This is a genomic window from Amycolatopsis kentuckyensis, from assembly GCF_002155975.1.
GTDB classification, from domain to species: Bacteria; Actinomycetota; Actinomycetes; order Mycobacteriales; family Pseudonocardiaceae; genus Amycolatopsis; species Amycolatopsis kentuckyensis.
Genome location: NZ_MUMI01000580.1, coordinates 1 through 20210 on the forward strand (window position 1 = coordinate 1; position 20210 = coordinate 20210).

Annotated in this window: 21 protein-coding genes and 1 tRNA gene; 9 read left to right on the forward strand and 13 right to left on the reverse strand. The window is 70.4% G+C overall.

The genetic code is table 11. From position 1 onward, the window contains the following. The 7 genes from CCN39_RS42515 to CCN39_RS42545 form a co-directional block, all read right to left on the reverse strand. On the reverse strand, nucleotides 1-450 hold a 450-nt coding region (locus CCN39_RS42515; protein WP_279629618.1), incomplete at its 3' end, for a beta-ketoacyl synthase N-terminal-like domain-containing protein. A 28-nt stretch (nucleotides 451-478) separates the two neighbouring features. Next, complete coding sequence (locus CCN39_RS42520) at nucleotides 479-724, reverse strand: acyl carrier protein (protein WP_004559006.1); 246 nt, start codon at nucleotides 722-724, stop codon at nucleotides 479-481. Between the two features lie 73 nt (nucleotides 725-797). Further along, nucleotides 798-1781 (reverse strand): beta-ketoacyl-ACP synthase III, encoded by a 984-nt coding sequence (locus tag CCN39_RS42525; protein WP_086852209.1) that lies wholly within the window; start codon nucleotides 1779-1781, stop codon nucleotides 798-800. Beyond that, nucleotides 1778-2701, reverse strand: a complete 924-nt coding sequence (locus tag CCN39_RS42530) for an ACP S-malonyltransferase (RefSeq protein WP_086852211.1) — start codon at nucleotides 2699-2701, stop codon at nucleotides 1778-1780. Before CCN39_RS42530 ends, CCN39_RS42525 begins: the two co-directional genes overlap by 4 nt. A 181-nt stretch (nucleotides 2702-2882) precedes the next feature. Beyond that, nucleotides 2883-3329 (reverse strand): nitroreductase family deazaflavin-dependent oxidoreductase, encoded by a 447-nt coding sequence (locus tag CCN39_RS42535; protein WP_086852213.1) that lies wholly within the window; start codon nucleotides 3327-3329, stop codon nucleotides 2883-2885. A gap of 26 nt (nucleotides 3330-3355) precedes the next feature. Beyond that, nucleotides 3356-3796 carry a VOC family protein gene (locus tag CCN39_RS42540; RefSeq protein ID WP_086852215.1) on the reverse strand — a complete coding sequence of 147 codons (441 nt, stop codon included), beginning with the start codon at nucleotides 3794-3796 and terminating at the stop codon, nucleotides 3356-3358. 73 nt (nucleotides 3797-3869) lie between these two features. After that, nucleotides 3870-5084 (reverse strand): PucR family transcriptional regulator, encoded by a 1215-nt coding sequence (locus CCN39_RS42545; RefSeq protein WP_086852217.1) that lies wholly within the window; start codon nucleotides 5082-5084, stop codon nucleotides 3870-3872. A gap of 118 nt (nucleotides 5085-5202) precedes the next feature. Between CCN39_RS42545 and CCN39_RS42550 the strand changes: the two genes are divergently transcribed. The 5 genes from CCN39_RS42550 to CCN39_RS42570 all read left to right on the forward strand — a co-directional run bounded on the left by CCN39_RS42550 (nucleotide 5203) and on the right by CCN39_RS42570 (nucleotide 9825). Further along, a complete protein-coding gene (locus CCN39_RS42550) occupies nucleotides 5203-6111 on the forward strand; it encodes an ABC transporter ATP-binding protein (protein WP_086852220.1) in 909 nt (302 codons plus the stop codon). 23 nt (nucleotides 6112-6134) lie between these two features. After that, a complete protein-coding gene (locus tag CCN39_RS42555; RefSeq protein WP_086852244.1) occupies nucleotides 6135-7328 on the forward strand; it encodes an ABC transporter permease in 1194 nt (397 codons plus the stop codon). Between the two features lie 253 nt (nucleotides 7329-7581). Then, a complete protein-coding gene (locus CCN39_RS42560; RefSeq protein ID WP_086852222.1) occupies nucleotides 7582-8358 on the forward strand; it encodes a mechanosensitive ion channel family protein in 777 nt (258 codons plus the stop codon). Nucleotides 8359-8427: 69 nt separating this feature from the next. Continuing rightward, complete coding sequence (locus CCN39_RS42565; protein ID WP_086852224.1) at nucleotides 8428-9132, forward strand: MOSC domain-containing protein; 705 nt, start codon at nucleotides 8428-8430, stop codon at nucleotides 9130-9132. Nucleotides 9133-9186: 54 nt separating this feature from the next. After that, on the forward strand, nucleotides 9187-9825 hold the full coding sequence (locus CCN39_RS42570; RefSeq protein WP_086852227.1) for a nicotinamide mononucleotide transporter family protein: 639 nt from the start codon (nucleotides 9187-9189) through the stop codon (nucleotides 9823-9825). Here CCN39_RS42570 and CCN39_RS42575 read toward each other — a convergent pair. Together CCN39_RS42575 and CCN39_RS42580 are read right to left on the reverse strand one after the other, a co-directional pair. Then, nucleotides 9806-11416, reverse strand: coding sequence for an L-lactate permease (locus tag CCN39_RS42575; RefSeq protein ID WP_086852229.1), 1611 nt, complete (start codon nucleotides 11414-11416; stop codon nucleotides 9806-9808). The genes CCN39_RS42570 and CCN39_RS42575 overlap by 20 nt on opposite strands. Before the next feature lie 231 nt (nucleotides 11417-11647). Then, complete coding sequence (locus tag CCN39_RS42580; protein ID WP_086852231.1) at nucleotides 11648-12247, reverse strand: TetR/AcrR family transcriptional regulator; 600 nt, start codon at nucleotides 12245-12247, stop codon at nucleotides 11648-11650. A gap of 70 nt (nucleotides 12248-12317) precedes the next feature. On the opposite strand from CCN39_RS42580, the gene CCN39_RS42585 reads away from it, so the two are divergent. After that, entirely contained in the window at nucleotides 12318-13073 is a 756-nt protein-coding gene (locus tag CCN39_RS42585; protein ID WP_086852233.1) for an SDR family oxidoreductase, read from the forward strand. On the opposite strand, the gene CCN39_RS42590 is transcribed toward CCN39_RS42585, so the two are convergent. Further along, on the reverse strand, nucleotides 13070-14281 hold the full coding sequence (locus tag CCN39_RS42590; protein WP_086852246.1) for an alpha-hydroxy acid oxidase: 1212 nt from the start codon (nucleotides 14279-14281) through the stop codon (nucleotides 13070-13072). The genes CCN39_RS42585 and CCN39_RS42590 overlap by 4 nt on opposite strands. A gap of 87 nt (nucleotides 14282-14368) precedes the next feature. Then, nucleotides 14369-17164, reverse strand: a complete 2796-nt coding sequence (gene aceE / locus CCN39_RS42595) for a pyruvate dehydrogenase (acetyl-transferring), homodimeric type (RefSeq protein ID WP_086852235.1) — start codon at nucleotides 17162-17164, stop codon at nucleotides 14369-14371. Nucleotides 17165-17580: 416 nt separating this feature from the next. Here aceE and CCN39_RS42600 point away from each other — a divergent pair, with 416 nt between their 5' ends. The 3 genes from CCN39_RS42600 to CCN39_RS42610 all read left to right on the forward strand — a co-directional run bounded on the left by CCN39_RS42600 (nucleotide 17581) and on the right by CCN39_RS42610 (nucleotide 18661). Continuing rightward, a complete protein-coding gene (locus tag CCN39_RS42600; RefSeq protein ID WP_003084504.1) occupies nucleotides 17581-18012 on the forward strand; it encodes a DUF3052 domain-containing protein in 432 nt (143 codons plus the stop codon). Nucleotides 18013-18084: 72 nt separating this feature from the next. Next, nucleotides 18085-18549, forward strand: coding sequence for a peroxiredoxin (locus CCN39_RS42605; protein ID WP_086852238.1), 465 nt, complete (start codon nucleotides 18085-18087; stop codon nucleotides 18547-18549). Between the two features lie 37 nt (nucleotides 18550-18586). Further along, nucleotides 18587-18661, forward strand: a tRNA-Val gene (locus CCN39_RS42610). Nucleotides 18662-18713: 52 nt separating this feature from the next. Here the strand turns inward: CCN39_RS42610 and CCN39_RS42615 are convergent. Both CCN39_RS42615 and CCN39_RS42620 read right to left on the reverse strand, forming a co-directional pair. Beyond that, on the reverse strand, nucleotides 18714-19838 hold the full coding sequence (locus CCN39_RS42615; RefSeq protein WP_158104599.1) for a tyrosine-type recombinase/integrase: 1125 nt from the start codon (nucleotides 19836-19838) through the stop codon (nucleotides 18714-18716). Nucleotides 19839-19873: 35 nt separating this feature from the next. Continuing rightward, nucleotides 19874-20086 (reverse strand): helix-turn-helix domain-containing protein, encoded by a 213-nt coding sequence (locus tag CCN39_RS42620; RefSeq protein WP_086852242.1) that lies wholly within the window; start codon nucleotides 20084-20086, stop codon nucleotides 19874-19876. Between the last annotated feature and the right edge of the window lie 124 nt (nucleotides 20087-20210).

The window sequence follows — 20210 nt, forward strand, 5'->3', positions numbered from 1 at the left end:
GGCCGGGCCGTTCGGCATCAGCATCGGCACGGTCAGCGGCGACACCTTGCGGAGACCCTGCTGGTGCAACAGGTCGTTCTGGGTGAGCAGGGTGACCGGCCCGCCGATGCCGGTGCCGATCGACACGCCGAGGCGGTCGGGGTCGACGTCGGTGTGCTCGTCGGTCGGCTCGGTGTACCCGGCGTCGGCCCACGCCTGCCGGGCGGCGATCAGCGCGACCTGCTCGCAGCGGTCCAGCCGGCGGGCCTGCACCCGCGGGAGGACCTCCGAGGGATCGACGGCCAGCTGGCCGCCGATCTTGACCGGCAGCTGCAGCTCCTCGACCCAATCGGCCTCGATCGCGCGAACCCCGCTCGCCCCGGCCAGCAGACCGTCCCAGGTGGACTGCACGTCCCCGCCGAGCGGTGTGGTGGCGCCGAGACCGGTGATCACGACGTCGATGTTGCTCATGGGAGTCTCCTCAAGGAGGGAAGAGGACTTACTTCGAGTTGGCCGACACGTAGTTCACCGCGTCGCCCACGGTCTTCAGGTTGGCGAGCTCGTCGTCCGGGATCTTGACGCCGAACTTGTCCTCGGCCTGCACGGCGATCTCGACCATCGACAGCGAGTCGATGTCCAGGTCGTCCACGAACGACTTCTCGGCGGTGACGTCGTCCTGAGCCACACCGGCGACCTCTTCGACGATCTCGGCGAGGCCGGCGAGGATCTCAGCGTTGTCAGCCATGGGGTAGTTCCCTTCTCGGTCTTTCTTGGGTCTGTTTCCCTCGGGCGAGTGCCCGCGGGGAGCGTAACGGTGATCAGGGGCAGATGAACGCCTGCCCGGCGTAGGACAGGCCCGCGCCGAACCCGACCGCCAGCACCACGTCGCCGGTCTTCGCCGTCCCGGCCTTGCGCATGTGGTCCAGCGCGAGGGGGATGGACGCCGACGAGGTGTTGCCGGAGTACTTGATGTCGTCGGCGACGACCATGTCGTCGCGGGCGCCGTTGGCCCGCAGCTTCTTCGCGATCGCCTCGACGATGCGCAGGTTGGCCTGGTGCGGGATCAGCACGTCCACATCGGACGGCTTGAGCCCGGCGACCTCGAGCGCGCGCAGCGCGATCGGCGCGATCTGCGTGGTCGCCCAGCGGAAGACCGACTGGCCCTCCTGGTAGATGTACTTCTGGTCGCGCATGTAGATCAGGTCGACCAGATCGCCCGCGCTGCCCCACGAGACCGGGCCGATCTCCGGCTCGTCGGAGGCGCCGACCACCGCGGCGCCCGCGCCGTCGGCGAAGATGATCGCGTTGGCCCGGTCGACCGGGTCGACCGAGTCGGTGAGCTTCTCCGCGCCGATGACCAGGACCTTCTTCGCCGAGCCGGCCCGGATCAGGTCGGAGGCGACACCGAGGCCGTAGCAGAACCCGGCGCACGCGGCGTTGAGGTCGAACGCGCCGGGGCTGGGGATGCCGATCCGGGCGGCGACCTGCGCGGCGGCGTTCGGGATGAGCGTCGGCATGGTGCAGTTCGGCAGGATCACCGTGTCCACTTCGGACGGGTCGACCCCGGCGTCTTCGAGGGCGGCCTTGCCGGCGGCGACGGCGAAGTCGGTGAGCAGCTCGTCCTTCTCGGCGAACCGGCGCTCGACGATCCCGACGCGGGCCTGGATCCACTCGTCGCTGGTGTCCATGATCTGGGAGAGGTCGTCGTTGGTGACGATCTTCTCCGGCTGCGCGCTGCCGATGCCCAGCACGCGGCTGCCGCGGGAGCCGGGGTTGAGGCTCAGGGCGGGTCGGTCGGTCACGAGGCGTCCTCCTGGCGCAGCGCCGCCAGCTCGGCCGGCGTCTTCAGCGCGGTGATAGTGGTGACGACGCCCTTGAGCTGCCGCTTGACCAGGCCGGTCAGGGTGCCCGCGGGCGCGAGTTCGATCGTGCGGGTGACGCCGAGGGAGACCAGGCCGTCCATCGTGAGGTCCCAGCGGACCGGGCGGGTGACCTGGGAGACCAGGCGCGCCAGGTACTCGGCCCCACTGGTGACGACGGTACCGTCCGCGTTGGACAGCAGCGGGCGGGTGGGGTCGGCCGGGGTCAGCTCGGCGGCGTGGGCGCGCATCGCCTCTTCGGCGGGCGCCATGTAGCGCGTGTGGAACGCACCGGCGACCTTGAGGGCGCGGATCTTCGTGCCTTCGAGGGGCTCGGCGACGATCTTCGCGATCGTGTCGGCGGCACCGGAGGCGACGATCTGCCCGGCACCGTTGCGATTCGCCGCGGTCAGGCCCTGCTCTTCGAGCCACGCGACGACCTGCTCGGGGTCCCCGAGCATGACCGCGGCCATCGACGTCGGTTCCAGCGCGCACGCCTTCGCCATCTCGGCCCCGCGGACGGCGGCGAGCGCGACGGCGTCTTCCGGCTTCAGCACCCCGGCGATCGCGGCCGCGGCGAGCTCGCCGACGGAGTGGCCGGCGACCGGCGCGTCCGCGGCCACCGGGGCGGTGGCCTGGAGGTGCTCGAAGGTGAGCAGCGACAGCGCGACGATCAGCGGCTGGGCGATCGCGGTGTCCTGGATCTCGTCGGCGTCCGCCTCGGTGCCGAGGCGGAGCAGGTCGAGCCCGGCGCGTTCGGACCACTGCGCCACGCGCTCGCGCGCGCCGTCGAGGTCGAGCCAGGGCGTGAACATGCCGGGGGCCTGGGATCCCTGGCCGGGAGCGAGGACTGCTGCTGTCACCCTTCAAGACAACACGGCGAAGGGGGTTTTCCGGGATGCCGACGGTGACAGTGTCTGTGCGACGTCTTTGTCGGAACCCTCCAAAGACGCGCCGCAGAAGCTCGCGCGTAACCCGGAAGCCTTGTCGGGTTCAATCACCTTTCGCTGTTAAGTCCATCACGTGACGCCCGTCTCGGGAAGGTCAGTCCCGAGGGGTGAGCAGGACGAGCGGGATCACGCGATCGGTCTTGCGCGCGTACTCGTCGTAGAGCGGGAAGATCGCCGCCATCCGGGGCCAGAGGGCCGCGCGTTCGGCCGGCGACGCGACCCGGGCCCGTGCGGTGAACCGGCGGGTGCCGGCCTGGACCCCGACGCTCGGCTCCGCCACGAGGTTCTTGAACCACGCCGGGTCCTCGTCGGCGCCGCCCTTGGACGCGACGACGACGAAGTCGTCCCCGGAGGTGCCGTAGATCAGGCAGGTGCGCCGGGGCAGGCCGGTCCGGCGGCCGGTGGTGGCCAGGATCAGGGTGTGCACGCCGTTCGATTCGTGTCCCACGGTGCCGCCCGACTCCAGGTACGTGCGGGTCTGCTCGGCGACCCAGTCCCACTGCGAGTCGGTGGCGCGGTCGAGGTCGTCGGCGACGGCCATGGTGGTTCCTTTCCGGAGGGGGAGGTTCAGCGGAGCTGTTCGGCCAGCGCGACGATGAGGCCTTCGGGGCCGCGGACGTAGGCGAGCCGGTGGCTGTCCCCGTACTGCACGAGTTCGCCCAGTGGTCCGGCGCCGTGCGAGCGCGCCCGGGCCAGGACGGCTTCGATGTCCTCGACGGCGAACATGATGCGGCGGAAACCGAACGCGTTGACCGGCGCGTCCGGCTCGGCGGCCGCGGGGGCCGCCGGCGCGTGGAACTTCATCAGCTCCAGCCGCCCGTGGCCGTCCGGGGTCCGCACCACCGCCATGTCGCACCGCACGCCTTCGAGCCCGACGAGGAGGTCCACCTCGGGTCCCCCGACCGTGGCTTCGCCCTCGAGCTCCAGGCCGAGAGCGACGAAGAACGCGGTCACCGCCGCGAGGTCGTCGACGACGACGCCGACGTTGTCCATCCGCTGGATCGTCACGGTTCCTGCTCCGTCCCGCGGCCCCGGTGGCCGCTCGTACCCCGGGGACGGAGCCGCCACGGCGTTCTCGACGTCACCAGAGTCCGCGGGCTCTCGCCAGCCGTCCGACGGTCAGCGCGATCCGCAGCACCAGGGCGTCGCGCGGGTCGGTCGCCTGGCAGCCGGTCAGGTCCGCCGCCTTCCGCAGGCGGTAGCGGACGGTGTTCGGGTGGACGAACAGCGTCTTCGCGCACGTCTCCAGCACGCCGCCGCTCTCCAGGTACGCCTCCACCGTGCGCTGCAGCGTCGGGCCGGCTTCTTCCAACGGCCGCGCGATCGTGTCCACCAGCAGGCGCTCGGCCTCCGCGTCCCCGGACAGCGCGCGCTCGGGCAGCAAGTCGCCCGAGCGCACCGGGCGGGGCGCGCCCGGCCAGCCGACCACCGCGCGCAGCCCCGACAGCGCCTCCGTCGCGCTGTGGTGGGCCTCGGCCAGCGTCGGCACCGTCGGGCCGGCGACCACCGGGCCCTCGGCGAACGCCACCGACATCCGGGTCAGGATCTCCCGCTCCTTCACCCCGCCGTCGGTCGGTCCGCCGACCACGACCACCAGCCGGGAACCCTGCACCGACAGCAGCACCGGACGGCCGACGCGGGCCGCGCGGCTGCGGACCTCGAACACCACCGTCGGCGGGTCTTCCGACGGCGGGTTGCCGACCAGCACGGTCGCCGCCGCCGTCGGGTCCCAGCCCAGCGCCGTCGCCCGCGAGAGCACCGACTCCTCGGCGTCGCCGCGGACGATGCCGTCGACGACCAAGGCCTCCAGCCGGGCGTCCCAGGCACCGCGCGCCTCCGCCGCGGCGGCGTAGGAATTCGCCGCCGCGAACGCGATTTCCCGCCCGTAGCGCAGGATTCCTTCGATCAAAGCGGCGCGTTCCGCTTCGTTCGCGGCGAAATCCGGCAGCTGCTCCTCGAACACCTCGATGGCCAGCCGCACCATGCCGACCGCCTGGCGCAGGCTGATCCACCGCGACAGCTCGGCCGGCGCGTCGCGGAACGCCTCGGTCGTGAGCTTGAGCGCCTCCTTGGAGTCCCGCAGCCAGGAGACGAAGCCGGCGGCCCCGGCCTGGGTGATCAGCAGGACGCTCGCGCGCTGGTCGGCGGGCAGCCGGGCGAACCAGGGCAGCCGCCGCTCCATCACCGCGATGCTCGCGCTCGCCAGGCTGCCGGACGCGTGCTCCAGCTGCCGGAGCGTCTTCGCGGACAGTCCGTGGTGCTTCGGCACCCGGCGCGGGGCGGTGGTTCCATCCATGGCGGAGGCGATCCTACGTGGCCGCAACTTTGGTAGCCCCTCGCGGCAACGCGCGAGGGTAGGCGGCGCGTGTACGCACTGCCTAGGATCGGGCCCACACGAGAACGGGGGAACCGGAATGACCGGTTTGGAAATAGACGGGATCTCCAAACGCTACGGTGACGTGGTCGCGTTGCGCGAAATGACCTTCGACGTCCGGCCGGGCGAATTGTTCGGCTTCGTCGGCAGCAACGGCGCCGGCAAGACCACGACCATGCGGATCGCGCTCGGCGTGCTGTCCGCCGACGCCGGCGAAGTCCGCTACGACGGCGCGCCGGTGACGCACGAAACGCGCCGCCACATCGGCTACATGCCCGAAGAACGCGGCCTCTACCCGAAGATGAAGGTGGCCGAGCAGCTGACGTACCTCGCGCGGCTGCACGGGATGCCCGCCGCCGACGCGCAGGCGTCGGCGCAGCGGTGGACCGAACGGCTCGGTGTCGCCGGCCGCCGCGACGACGAGGTGCAGAAGCTGTCCCTCGGCAACCAGCAGCGCGTCCAGCTGGCCGCGGCGCTGGTGCACGAGCCGCGGATCCTGGTGCTCGACGAGCCGTTCTCCGGCCTCGACCCGGTCGCGGTCGACGTGATGAGCCAGGTGCTCAAGGAGAAGGCGGCCGAGGGGGTACCGGTCGTGTTCTCCAGCCACCAGCTCGATCTGGTGGAACGGCTCTGCGACCGGGTCGGGATCGTCCGCAGTGGACAGATGGTGGCCGTCGGCACGGTCGACGAGCTGCGCGCCGGCGGCACGCTGCGGCTGCGGGTCGACGTCCCCGAGGCCGGGGACGGGTGGGCCGACGGCCTGTCCGGGGTGAAGGTGCTCCGCCGGACGGGCGCGGTGACCGAGCTCGAGCTGGGCGAGGACGCCGACGACCAGGCCGTGCTCAAGGCGGCGCTGGCCACCGGGCCGGTCCGCGAGTTCGCCCGCGAGCAGCCCTCGCTGACCGAACTGTTCCGCTCCGTCGTCACCACCGAGGGGGTCCCGGCGTGAACACCCCGGTTCCGGACGTCCGGATGAGCCCGACGGCGGCGGTGGGCCTGGTCGCCTCCCGCGAGATCAGCACCCGGGTGAAGTCGAAGGCCTACCGCATCAGCACCGTGGTCATGCTGATGCTGATCGTGGTCGGCATCCTGGCGATCAAGCTGATCAACGGGGGCGGCGGCCCCGACTCCACCGTCGGCTACACCCCGGCCACCGCGCCGCTCGCCGCGCCGCTGAAGGCCGGCGGCCAGGCCCTCGACGAGAAGATCGACACGGTGCAGGTCACCGACGAGGCCGCCGGGCGCGCGAAGCTGGCCGACGGCTCGCTCGACGCGCTGCTCACCGGCGACGGCACGAGCGTGCACGTCCAGGTGAAGAAGGACCTCGACGGCAAGCTCGGCCGGGTCCTGCAGCTGCTGTCCCAGCAGCTGGCGGTCAACCAGCAGGTCACCGCGCTCGGTGGCGACCCGGCCCGGTTCCAGGCCGCGATGGCGTCCGCGAAGTTCATCGAGGACCCGCCGCTGGAGCAGCCGTACGACTACAACGGCCAGCAGCTCGTGCTCGGCATCATCGCCGGCATCCTGATCTACATGTCGCTGCTGCTCAACGGCCAGACCGTCGCGCAGGGCGTCGTCGAGGAAAAGACCTCGCGGGTGGTCGAGCTGCTGCTGTCGACGATCAAGCCGTGGCAGCTGATGGCGGGCAAGGTGCTCGGCATCGGCGTGGTCGGGCTGATCCAGATGGTCGTGATCGGCGTCGGCGGGGTGGTCACCGGGCTGGCCACGGACGTGCTCACCATCTCCGTCTCGGCGGCCGTGGGCACGGTCGTCTGGCTGGTCGTGTGGTACCTGCTCGGGTTCTTGATGTACTCGATCGTGTTCGCCGCGCTCGGGGCGCTGGTTTCGCGCCAGGAAGACGTCGGCGGCGCGACGATGCCGGCCCTGATGTTCGTGATCGTCGGATACGTGATCGGCATTTCGGTGCTGCCGTCGGATCCGGGCAACACGTTCGTCGAAGTGCTTTCGGTGATTCCGGTGTTCTCGCCGACGCTGATGCCGATGCGGCTGGCGATGGGCGGGGTGCCCGTTTGGGAAGCCGTGGTGTCGGTGGGGCTGGTGGTGCTGCTGATTCCGGGGCTCATCTGGTTCGCCGCGCGGATCTACCGGAACGCCGTCATGCGCACCGGCGCGAAAGTGAAGCTGCGCGACGCCCTGCGCGCCGCCTGACGATCTTTGCGCGGTTCATCCGGCCCCCGGCGCCCCCGGGGGCCGGATTCGTCCGGTAATGCTCGAGGCCGCCCGGCGCTTGCGGTTTACGCTGCGCCGGACGGCCTCGTCTCCCCGGTCCCCACCGGTAGAACCAGTATGGCCACGGGTGATCTTCGCGCGCCAGTCGTCTCACTCGATCGTGGGGCGCACGAGTTGCCGCCCCTGGGTACTTGATCGACGATCCGGTGCAAATCCGTGGAGGGAGTCGGTTATGGGCGAGCAACTGAAGGACGGGCTCGGGCAGGCGTGGGCGATGGTGGCCACGTTCGTCCCGAAACTCGTGGGATTCCTGATCATCCTGCTGATCGGCTGGTTGATCGCGAAAGCCGTCTCGAAAGGGCTGGCGCTCGTGCTCGGGAAAGCCGGTTTCGGGAAACTGGTCGAGCGGACCGGGCTGAGCGGAAAGATCGGCCAGCAGAAGATCGACGCGACCGGGATCCTCGTCAAATTGGTCTACTACTTCATTCTGCTGATCGCGCTGCAGCTGGCGTTCGGCGTGTTCGGGCCGACCAACCCGGTGAGCCAGCTGCTCAACGACATCATCGCGTTCCTGCCGCGGATCGTGGTGGCGCTGGTGCTCGTGGTGGTGGCCGCGGCGATCGCGAAGGTGGTGCGCGACGTCGTCGCGTCCGCGCTGTCCGGCCGTGGCGCGGCTCGCCCGCTTTCGCTGGGGGCCTACTGGCTGATCATGGCGTTCGGCATCATCGCGGCGCTGGGCCAGGTGAACATCGCGACGGCGATCACCGGCCCGGTGCTGATCGCGGTGCTGGCGACCATCGGCGGCGTGATCGTGGTCGGCTTCGGCGGCGGCCTGATCAAGCCGGCCCAGGACCGCTGGCGCGGCTGGATGGCGAACATGGAGCACCAGCTGGAGACCCCGGCGCAGCGCACGGGTGAGATGGGCACCGGCCCGGCGGCCCCGCGCGCGACGGTCGGCGTGGACAGCACCCCGACGCCGCCGGTCGGCACCCCGCGCCCGCAGGGCTGACGGCGGGGGTGGCGCGGGCCCGGCGGTCGGGGAAGCCGCCGGGCCCGCGCCGCCCGTTACCCTCGGAGCGTGGGGGTCGTCGCGGCGCTGTGGCGCTATCCGGTGAAGTCGATGGTGGGCGAACGCCTGACCGAGGCGAAGGTCGGCGAGCGCGGTTTCGACGGCGACCGCCTGTACGCGGTCCGGGATCCCGACGGCAAGTTCGGCAGCGGCAAGAACACCCGCCGGTTCCGGCGGATGCCCGGCCTGAACACCTTCGCCGCCCGCTACGACGGTGACGTCCCGCTCGTGACCCTGCCGGACGGCCGCCCGGCCCGGGGCGACGCCGACATCGCGGCCGCCCTCGGCCGTCCCGGCGTCGCACTGACGAAGGAAGCGGACGTCCCGCACCACGACGAGGCCGCCGTCCACCTGCTGACGACGTCGTCGCTGGCCTGGCTCGCCGAGCGCGCGCCCGGAGCCGCGATCGACGCGCGGCGGCTGCGGCCCAACATCCTGCTCGACACCGGCCCGGCGCCGGAGCTCGCCGAAGAGGCCTGGCTGGGGCAGCACGTCCGGATCGGCGAGGTCGAGCTGGAAATCCTGCGCAAGGCCGTCCGCTGCGTGATGGTCGACCTGCCCTGGGACGGGCTGCCGGCCGCGCCGGGGCTGCTGAAGACGATCACCGGCGCCAACGGCATGACGCTCGGCGTGCACGCCCGGGTCGTCCGCGGCGGCACGCTGCACGTCGGCGACGTCCAGTCCGTGGGATGTCTCGCCCCTCACACTCCCTAGGGAATTCACCTCGTCCGGAGCATGTTGGGAGCGGTAGGACGAAAGGGGCGTGACGTGGACTTCCTGCTGCACCACGGGATCACCGTGCTCGGCCAGTGGATTTCGATCGCGGAGCTCGCCGGGCAGGTGTTCGCGCTCGCCGTCGTGTTCCTCGCGCAGCGTCGCACCCTGTGGACGTGGCCGGTGCAGGTCGGAGCCACCGTGCTCCTGTTCGCCGTCTACGTTTCCGCGCACCTCGGCGGGCTCGCCGCGCGGCAGGTCGCCATCCTCGCCATCTCCGTCTACGGCTGGTGGGCCTGGACGCGCCGCCAGGACCCGGTGTTCGGCGTCGTCGTCCGCAAGGGCCGGCTCGCCGAACGGCTGGCGATGATCGGCGCGTTCGTCGTCGGCACCACCGTGATGGCGCTGGTCCTCGACGCGCTGAACGCGTCCTGGGCGCCCTGGCCGGACGCCGCCATCTTCGTCGGCACCCTCGTCGCCTTCGGGGCGCAGGGGCTCGGGCTGGTCGAGTTCTGGCTGGTCTGGCTGGCCGTCGACGCGATCGGCGTCCCGCTGCAGATCTCGTCCGGGCTGTACTTCTCCGCCGCGATCTACATCGTGTTCGCCGGGCTCGTCGTGCACGGCTGGTGGAGCTGGAACCGCTCCGCCCAGCGCGTCGCCGCCCGGCCCGGGGTCACGGCAGCATCCAGCTGAGCGCCGCGGTGCTCTGACCCCACACGATCAGGCACATCACCAGCAGCAGCCCGATGCTCCACGGCAGCACCTTCCGCAGCAGTTTCCCCTCTTCGCCGGGCAGGTTCGCCGCCACGCAGGCGATGGTGAGGTTCTGCGGCGACACCATCTTGCCGAGGACGCCGCCGGAGCTGTTCGCCGCGGCGAGCAGCTCCGCGGGCAGGCCGGTCTGGTGCGCCGCCGTCACCTGCAGGGCGCCGAACAGCGCGTTGGCCGAGGTGTCGGACCCCGAGACGGCGACGCCGAACCAGCCCAGCACCGGCGAGAGGAACGCGAGCCCGGCGCCCGCGGCGGCGATGAACGTGCCGATCGTGGTGGTCTGCCCGGACAGGTTCATCACGTAGGCCAGCGCGAGCACGCCGGTGACGGTGAGGATCGCGAACCGCAGCTCCTTGACCGTCGCCAGCCACTCCCGCGCGGTGTCGCTCGCCTTCACCGCCAGGATCACCGCCGTGATGACGCCCGCCAGCAGCACCAGCGTGCCGCCGGTGTTGAGGAACGGCAGCGAGAACGTGTTGCCGGACACCGGTTTCCCGTTCGGCCCGGCGACGTTCAGCCCGGGCCAGTGGAACTTCCAGGTCGCCTTGTCCAGCAGCTTCTTGACCGGCGGCAGGACGGCGATCGAGAAGATCACGATGATGAGCAGGTACGGCAGGTAGGCCTTGACGACGTCGTTGCGGGAGTCTTCCGGCGGCGCTTCGGCGGTCGCCGTCCCGCCGGTGCCGATCCGGACGGCTTCGGGCACCGGCCGCCGGGTCTGGGGGAGGGCGACCAGCGCGGCCGCGCCGGCCAGCGCCGCGCCGATGTCGGCCAGCTGCGGGGACACGAAGTTCGAGGCGAGGAACTGCACGAGCCCGAAGGCGATCCCGCAGACGAGCGCGGGCAGCCAGGTGTCCTTCAGGCCGCGCTTGCCGTCGACGATGATCACCAGCAGCAGCGGCACGACCAGCGCGAGCAGCGGCGTCTGGCGCCCGACGATCGACGAGACGTCCTGCAGCGGCAGGCCGGTGACCTGGGCGAGGGTGACGACCGGGGTGCCCATGGCGCCGAAGGCGACCGGCGCGGTGTTGGCGACCAGCGCGACGACGGCGGCCTTGACCGGGTGGAACCCGACGGCCACCAGCATCACGGCGCTGATCGCGACCGGCGCGCCGAACCCGGCCAGGGCTTCCATGAGCGCGCCGAAGCAGAAGGCGATGATCAGGGCCTGGATGCGCGGGTCGTCGGAGATCCGGCCGAACGAGCGGCGCAGGACGTCGAAGTGCCCGGTCCGCACGGTGAGCCGGTAGATCCACAGTGCGTTGACGACGATCCACATGATCGGCCACAACCCGAACGTGGCACCTTCCAGCGCCCCGGAGACGGCCTGCACGACCGGCATCCCGTACGCGGCGATCCCGACGACGAGCGCGACGAGCAGCCCGATGAGGGCGGCGTGGTGCGCTCGCATCCGGACCACCCCGAGCAGGACGAGAACGGTGGCGAGCGGCAGCACGGCGACGAGCGCGGACAGGCCCAGCGAGCCCAGCGGAGTCAGATCCTGCACGAACACGGGCGACCTCCGTTTCCACGATGCGAAAACGGCCTTTCGGCGGGTGCCCGAGATCTTCGTCACAAACCAGGCGGTCCGTCAAGAACTTGAGACCAGTTGGCCCAACGGGTCAGGCGGTAACCCGGATCTCGCGTGATCGAGCCCGGTTCTCGCGTGATTGGGGACGTAACTCGCGAGTTCCGGCTCTGATCACGCGAGTTCCGGCTCCGATCACGCGAGTTGCGGGTCTGATCACGCGAGTTGGGGTTTCGGCAGCACGGCGAGGGCGGTCTCGGCGATCGCGCGGAGCTCGTCCGGCTCGACGCCGCCCTTGCCCAGGGCTTCGAGGCCGCGCAGGACCGCCAGGACCAGGCCGGCGAGGTGGGCGGGGTCCGCGCCGGCGTCGATGTCGCCCGCGCGCTGAGCGCCCGCGATGCACGCCGTCAGGTAGTCCTGCAGGTCGCGGAAGGCCCGCCGGGTCCGCGTGGCGACCGCCTCGTCGTGCTCGGCGCATTCGGCCGCGCCCTTCGCGATCAGGCAGCCCCGGCGCTCCCGGTCGGCGGCCACCGACTCGGCGATGGCCCGCACGTGGTCGCCGAGCCGCCGGTAGGCCGTGTCGTCGGGGCCTTCGAGCTGGTGGCGCACGCCGTCGGTCGATTCGGTGCAGTAGTAGTCGTAGACGCGCAGGTAGAGCGCGTGCTTGTCGCCGAAGGCGCCGTAGAGGCTGCCCTTGCCGAGGCCGGTCACGGCGGCGATGTCGTCGACCTTCGTGCCCGCGTAACCGTGCTCCCAGAACTGGTCCCTGGCCGCGCGCAGGACGGCCGTCTCGTCGAAGCTCCGGGGTCTCGCCATGGGATCAGGCTACCCATTCTTGACTATCTCGTCCAGAACGGCGTAGGTTCTGGACGAGATAGTCAAGAACTTGGAGGGCATCGTGAACCTGGAGAACAAGACGGCGGTCGTGACCGGCGGCAGCACCGGCATCGGGCTCGCCATCGCGAAGCGCTTCGCGGCCGAAGGCGCGCACGTGTTCGTCACAGGCCGGCGCAAGGAAGCCCTCGACGACGCCGTCGCCGAGATCGGCAGCGGGGTGACGGCCATCCGGGCGGATTCCGCGAACCTGGCCGACCTCGACGAGCTCTACCGCGCCGTGGCCGAGCGAGGCCGCGGCTTGGACGTCGTGGTCGCCAACTCCGGCGGCGGGAGTTTCGCTCCGCTCGGCGAGATCACCGAGGAGCAGTTCGACGCGACGTTCGGCACCAACGTCAAGGGCGTGCTCTTCACCGTCCAGAAGGCGTTGCCGCTGCTGAACGCGAACGCGTCGATCATCCTCACCGGCTCGACGACGTCGACGCGGGTCGGCCCGGCTTTCAGCGTCTACGCGGCGACGAAGGCGGCGGTCCGCAACTTCGCCCGCAGCTGGGCGGTCGACCTGAAGGGGACGGGCACGCGGGTCAACGTCCTGAGCCCGGGACCGACGCGCACCCCGGGCCTGCTGGGCCTGGTGCCCGACGAGGAGCAGCAGGGCCTGGTCGACGGCCTCGTGGCGGAGGTCCCGCTGGGCCGCCTCGGCGACCCTTCGGAGATCGCGGCCGCGGCGCTGTTCCTGGCCTCCGAGGAGGCGAGCTTCGTCAACGGCGTCGAGTTCTTCGTCGACGGAGGCCAGGCGCAGGTCTAACGCAGGGTCGCGTGGGAGGGCTTCAGGTCGGCGAGGGTGCGGACGCCCAGCAGCTGCATCGTGCGGACCATCTCGGTCCGCAGGATGTCGACGCAGCGCTGGACGCCGCGCTCGCCGCCGGCCATGAGGCCGTACAGGAACGCGCGGCCGATCAGGACCGCGTCGGCGCCGCGGGCGATGGCCGCCACGATGTCGCCGCCGGACAGGATGCCGGTGTCGATCCAGACCTCCGCGCCGCCCTGGAGCTCGTCCAGCACCGCCGGGAGCAACTCCAGGGGCGTCGGCGCGCGGTCGAGCTGGCGGCCGCCGTGGTTGGACAGCAGCACCGCGTCCGCGCCGTGCTTCACGACGTCGCGGGCGTCGTCGACGTTCTGCACGCCCTTGACCACCAGCTTGCCGGGCCAGGTCTGCCGGACCCAGTCGAGGTCGTCGTAGTTCAGCGTCGGGTCGAACAGCTTGTTGAGCAGCTCGGCGACTGTGCCGTCGAAGTGGTTGAGCGACGCGAACGTCAGCGGCTCGGTGGTGAGCAGGTTGAACCACCACGCCGGGTGCAGCGCGCCGTCGAGGAACGTCTTGAGGGTCAGCGCCGGCGGGATGGTCAGGCCGTTGCGGACGTCCCGCAGCCGCGCGCCGCCGACCGGGGTGTCCACGGTCAGCATCAGCGTGTCGTAGCCCGCCGCCCACGCGCGATTCATCAGATCTTCACCGGCGCCGTGGTCGCGCCAGACGTACAGCTGGAACCACTTGCGCGCGTCCGGCGCCGCCGCGGCGAGGTCCTCGATCGACGTCGTCGCCATCGTGGACAGGCCCATCGGGATGCCGGTGCGCTGGGCGACGCGGCCGACGGCGGCCTCGCCCTCGTGGTTCATCATCCGGGTGAACCCGGTGGGGGCGAAGGCGAACGGCAGCGCCGACGTCTTGCCGAGGATTTCGCGAGTCGTATCCACGTCGGAGACCCCGCGCAGCACGTTCGGGTGGAATTCGATGCGGCGGTAGGCCTGCCGGGCGCGGCGCAGGCTGTCCTCGAGCTCGGCCGCGCCGTCGGTGTAGTCGAACGCCGCCCGCGGGGTGCGCTTGCGCGCGATCGTCCGCAGGTCGGCGATGGTGTGCGCGTTCGCCAGGCGCCGGTCCGTCGGGTTCAGCACGATCGGCTTCGGCCGCAGGATCTGCTGCAGCTCGCTCGGCTTCGGCAACCGGCGCTTCGTCACCTTCATCAACTCCCTACGTGCCAAGGGCCCGGCAGACATCGGATGTCTGCCGGGCCCCGAACCTAGCAGTGTTTTGCTAGCGCGGGGTCACGCGTTGCCGGAATCCGACGTCTGCGGCCCGGCGGCCGTGATGTCGTCGAGCCGGTACTTCGTGGCCGCTTCGAGGACCTTCGCCTGGTCGACCTCGCCGCGCTTGGCCAGGATCGACAGCGCCCCGACGGTGATCGACTCGGCGTCGACCAGGAACTTCCGCCGCGCCGCCGGCCGGGTGTCGGAGAAGCCGAAGCCGTCCGTGCCCAGCGTCAGCATGTCGGTCGGGACGTACGGGCGGATCAGGTCCGGCACCGCGCGCATCCAGTCCGACACCGCCACGACCGGCCCGTTCGCGCCCTTGAGCGCCTCGGTGACGTACGGCACGCGCGGCTCGCTGCCCGGGTAGAGCAGGTTGTCGTGGTCGATCTCGACGGCCTCCCGCCGCAGCTCGGTCCACGACGTCGCCGACCACACCGCGGCCCGCACGCCCCACTCCTCGGCCAGCAGCTTCTGCGCCTTGAGCGCGTCCGGCATCGTGACGCCCGAGACCAGGATCTGCACCTCCGGACCGTCGCCCTCGGGGGCGTCGGCGTACTTGTACAGACCCTTCAGCAGGCCGTCGACGTCGAGGTTCTCCGGCTCGGCGGGCTGCTGGTACGGCTCGTTGTAGATCGTCATGTAGTAGAAGACGTTCTCGCCGTTGCCGTCCGGGCCGGTCTCGCCGTACATCCGGCGGAGACCGTCCTTGATGATGTGCGCGATCTCGAACGACCACGCCGGGTCGTAGGCGACCGCGGCCGGGTTGGTCGCCGCCAGCAGCAGCGAGTGCCCGTCCGCGTGCTGCAGGCCCTCACCCGTGAGGGTGGTCCGGCCGGCGGTGGCGCCGAGGACGAACCCGCGGGCCATCTGGTCGGCGGCGGCGTAGAGGCCGTCACCGGTCCGCTGGAACCCGAACATCGAGTAGAAGATGTAGATCGGGATCATCGGCTCGCCGTGCGTCGCGTACGACGTACCGACGGCGGTGAACGACGCCGTCGAGCCGGCCTCGTTGATGCCCTCGTGCAGCAGCTGGCCCTTCTCGGACTCCTTGTAGGCCAGCATCAGGCTCGCGTCGACCGACGTGTACGTCTGGCCGTGCGGGTTGTAGATCTTCGCCGTCGGGAACATCGAGTCGAGGCCGAAGGTGCGGGCCTCGTCCGGGATGATCGGGACGACGCGCTTGCCGATCTCGGAGTCCTTCGCCAGCTCGCGGACCAGCCGGACGAACGCCATCGTGGTGGCGACCTCCTGCTTGCCGGAGCCCTTCCGGATGCCCTCGTAGACCTTGTCGCCCGGCAGGACCAGCGCCTTGGCGGCCTTCGGACGGCGTTCCGGCAGGAACCCGCCGAGCGCCTTGCGGCGGCCGATCATGTACTCGATCTCGGGCGAGTTCGCGCCCGGGTGGTAGTACGGCGGCAGCTTCGGGTTGCGCTCGAGCTCCTCGTCGCTGATCGGGATCCGCTGCGAGTCGCGGAACAGCTTCAGGTCGTCGAGGGTGAGCTTCTTCATCTGGTGCGTGGCGTTGCGGCCCTCGAACGCCGGGCCCAGGCCGTAGCCCTTGATGGTGTGGGCCAGGATCACCGTCGGCTGGCCGTGGTGCTCCAGCGCCGACTTGTACGCCGCGTACACCTTGCGGTAGTCGTGGCCGCCGCGCTTGAGGTTCCAGATGTCGGCGTCGGAGAGGTCCTTGACCAGGTCCTTCGTCCGCGGGTCGCGGCCGAAGAAGTGCTCGCGGACGAAGGCGCCGTCGTTGGCCTTGTACGTCTGGTAGTCACCGTCCGGGGTGACGTTCATCAGGTTGACCAGCGCGCCGTCGCGGTCGGCGTGCAGCAGCGAGTCCCACTCGCGGCCCCAGATCACCTTGATCACGTTCCAGCCGGCGCCGCGGAAGTACGACTCCAGCTCCTGGATGATCTTGCCGTTGCCGCGCACCGGGCCGTCGAGCCGCTGCAGGTTGCAGTTGATCACGAAGGTCAGGTTGTCGAGACCCTCGCCGGCGGCCACGTGGATGAGGCCCCGCGACTCGGCCTCGTCCATCTCGCCGTCGCCGAGGAACGCCCAGACGTGCTGGTCGTCGGTGTTCTTGATGCCGCGGTCGCGCAGGTAGCGGTTGAACCGGGCCTGGTAGATGGCGTTCATCGGGCCGAGGCCCATCGACACCGTCGGGTTCTCCCAGAACTCCGGCATCAGCCGCGGGTGCGGGTACGACGGCAGGCCGCCGCCTTCACCCGCGTGGCTGTACTCCTGGCGGAAGCCGTCGAGCTGCGACTCCGAGAGCCGGCCCTCGAGGAACGCGCGGGCGTAGATGCCGGGGGAGGCGTGGCCCTGGATGTAGATCTGGTCGCCGCCGCCGGAGTGGTCCTTGCCACGGAAGAAGTGGTTGAAGCCCACCTCGTAGAGCGCGGCCGAGGAGGCGTACGTCGAGATGTGACCGCCGACGCCGACGCCGGGGCGCTGCGCCCGGTGCACCATGATCGCCGCGTTCCAGCGGATCCAGGCGCGGTAGCGGCGCTCGATGTCCTCGTCGCCGGGGAACCACGGCTCGTTCTCGGTGGGGATGGTGTTGACGTAGTCCGTCGAGGTCAGGGCCGGGACGCCGACGTTCCGTTCCCGCGCCCGCTCGAGGATGCGCAGCATCAGGTAACGGGCCCGCTGCTGACCGCCCCTCGCGAGAGCCTCGTCGAAGGAGTCCAGCCACTCGGCGGTCTCCTCCGGGTCGATGTCGGGCAGGTGCGCCGCCAATCCGTCACGGATGACGCGGACGCGTGCCGGGGTCTCCTTGCCGGAGGCGCCGTCGTTCTGCGGGGCCAAGGGGTCTCCTTGCGAAAAGTTGTAGCCGGTGGTGCTCGTACGCGGGGGTGTACGACTCTCCATCGTCGTCTTCCGTCCCGGCTTCCGCACCGCTACTTGGCGGTAACATAGGCCGACCCGGTCGAGCCACTCCCTGCGCGCGGTGTATCGCGCGCGCGTTTACTTCCTCCCCACCCTAGGGGACGACCCTCGGAGGGGTGGCAGACCGGGGGCGCCTGGTACCCGAAACGCCGTCGCGGCGGGCCGGTGGCGGGCCGTATCCTGCGACACGAGTTGTCAAAGATCCGGTGTGGACGGTTGCGCGCGGAGCCTCACCAGTGTTCGCTATCGGCAACCGGGTAGCCGAGTGTGGCCCAGGCGTACCCTCCGGGGGTGCTCCGAAGCCACGCTCCGTCGCAGTTGGAGGAGTGAAAGCAGTGGTCGCCGCGGGAGACGCTGATCAGAGCAGCGTCGCCGAGAGGCTCGGCATCAAGCCCGAGATGGTGGTCCAGGAGATCGGCTGGGACGAGGACGTCGACGACGACGTCCGCGCGGCGATCGAGGAGCAGATCGGCGGGGACATCCTCGACGAGGACGCCGACGAGGTCATCGACGTGGTGCTGCTCTGGTGGCGCGAGGACGACGGCGACCTGGGCGACGCGCTCATCGACGCCAGGGGCCCCCTGGAGGAGACCGGCGTGATCTGGGTGCTCACCCCGAAGACGGGACAGCCCGGGCACGTCGAGCCGAGCGAAATCGCCGAAGCGGTACCCGCCGTCGGCCTGGCCCAGACCGCCAACATCAGTGTCGGCCCGAACTGGATCGGCACCCGCCTGGTGTCCCCCAAGTCGAAGTCGAAGCAGCGCTGAGCCGTCCCGCCGGACGGACACGATAGGGTTGTCGTCGCAGGCACGTGTCCGTTCGGGAGAGGAAACGCTGGTATGACCGTCGAGGTCGGTTCTGAGGCCCCTGACTTCACGCTCAACGACTACAACAAGCAGCCCGTCCAGCTGTCGTCGTTCCGGGGTGACAAGCCGGTGCTGCTGGTCTTCTACCCCTTCGCGTTCAGCGGCATCTGCACCGGCGAGCTGTGCCAGCTCCGCGACGAGTTCGCGGACTACGACGGCAAGGGTGTCCAGGTCCTGGGCGTCTCGGTCGACACGCCGTTCTCGCTCAAGGCGTGGGCCGAGAAGGAGGGCTACCAGTTCCCGCTGCTGTCCGACTTCTGGCCCCACGGCGAGGTGGCCCAGGCGTACGGCGTGTTCAACTCCGACGCCGGCCTGGCGGTCCGCGGCACGTTCCTGATCGACACGGCCGGCGTGGTCCGGTTCGCCGAGGTCAACGCGCCGGGCGAGGCTCGCGACCAGCAGGGCTGGAAGAAGGCCGTGGCCGAACTGACGGCCTGAGTTGTCGCGGCGGCGGCCTGCCGGGCCGCCGCCGCCCGGGCGCATAGCTCAGCGGAAGAGCACTCGGCTTACACCCGAGCGGTCGCAGGTTCGAACCCTGCTGCGCCCACCAGCGAAAGCGGCCCCCAAGATCATTAGGGCCCCGCTGACATCACCGATTGACATCAGTCGTCGTCCGCCAGTCGGTCCATCCGGGCCGCCATCCGCTGTTTGGCCTCGTCCAGGACGTGGCCGTAGATGTTGGCTGTCGTTGCGATCGACGCGTGCCCCAGCTGTTCCATCACCTCCCGGATCGTGGCGCCATCCATCAGCAGTAGCGTGGCGGCGGTGTGACGCAGGTCATGAACCCGTGCGGGATCAAGCCCGGCGCGGCGCAGCAGCCGCTGGAGCATCGTGTTGACGTTCCTCGGCTCCACCACCCGCCCCGAGCTGGTCACGAAGATCAGGTCATCCGGCTGGCCCGGCGCGGGGTTCAGCGGCGACCTCAGACGCTTCGCCGTCTCCTCCCGCTGCCGCGCCAGCGCGGCGAGGCAGACGCGGCCCAGATAGAGCGAACGGGTGGACTTCTTCGTCTTCGTCTTCCCGAACTCCAGCCGGCCGCGCACCCGCTGGACCGTCCGCCGAACGCGGAACGCGCCGGTCGCCGGGTCGATGTCGGACCAGGCCAGGCCCAGCACCTCACCCTTGCGCAGGCCGCTGGTGATGAGGATCAGCGACAGGGCGTAGAGCCAGTGCTCTGCTGCCGCCCTCACGAACGCCTTCGCCTGCACCTCCGACAGCGGCTCTATCTCGAAGGAACCGCGCGAGGGTGTCTCGACCAGCCGGGCCACGTTGCGGCCGATCAGCTCCTCACGCACCGCGGTACTCAGCGCGCTGCGCAGCGTCTCGAACACGTTCTGCACGTACCGGTCCGAGAGTGGCTTGCCCAGGACCGTCTTCTCCCTCCGCAGTTGCGCCACGAACGCCCGGACGTGCGCCGGGGTCAGCGCGTTGAGCCGTTTGGTGGCCAGGTGCTTCTTGATGTAGCGGCGGACGACGATCTCGTAGCCGGCGTAGGTCGACGGCCCGCGGTTGACCTTGATGATCTCCTCCAGCCAGTAGTCGAGGAAGTCCCCGAGCTTCATGTTCGACGAGATCGAGGGGACGCCCTTGCGGTTGTTCTCCAGCATCTCGACCCGCTTGTCGTTCACCTCGTCCCAGGTCTTCCCGTAGACGAACTTGCGTTTGCGCTCGCCGGTCGTGGTGAGCACGTAGACGGCGGCCTGGTAGCGGCCGTCCGCCCGCTTCACGATGGTTCCTAGGCCGTTGGCGGCACGGCGTGGCATCAGGCGGCCTCCGATTCCTGCATCAGCGTGGTGACGTAGCGGTCGATCGAGGCGCGCGGGATTCGCCGGGAGCCGAAGATCTTCACGGACGGCAGCTCTCCGGTGCGAACCAGGTCGTAGACGCGGGTTCGGCCGATGCTGAGGAGGCGGGCGGCTTCCTCCACGCGTACCAGCAGTGGGTCGTGCTCGGGTGAGGCGCTCGTGGCGTTCATGTGTGTGGGCCTTTCGGGTCGCGAGGGCATGACGAGATGGCCGGGTGGTGTCCGGCCGATTGGTTGAGGCAGCTGGTTCGGTTACGTTGCGTGCCGCTGGGCTGGGCGGGCTGGCAGAGGGGGG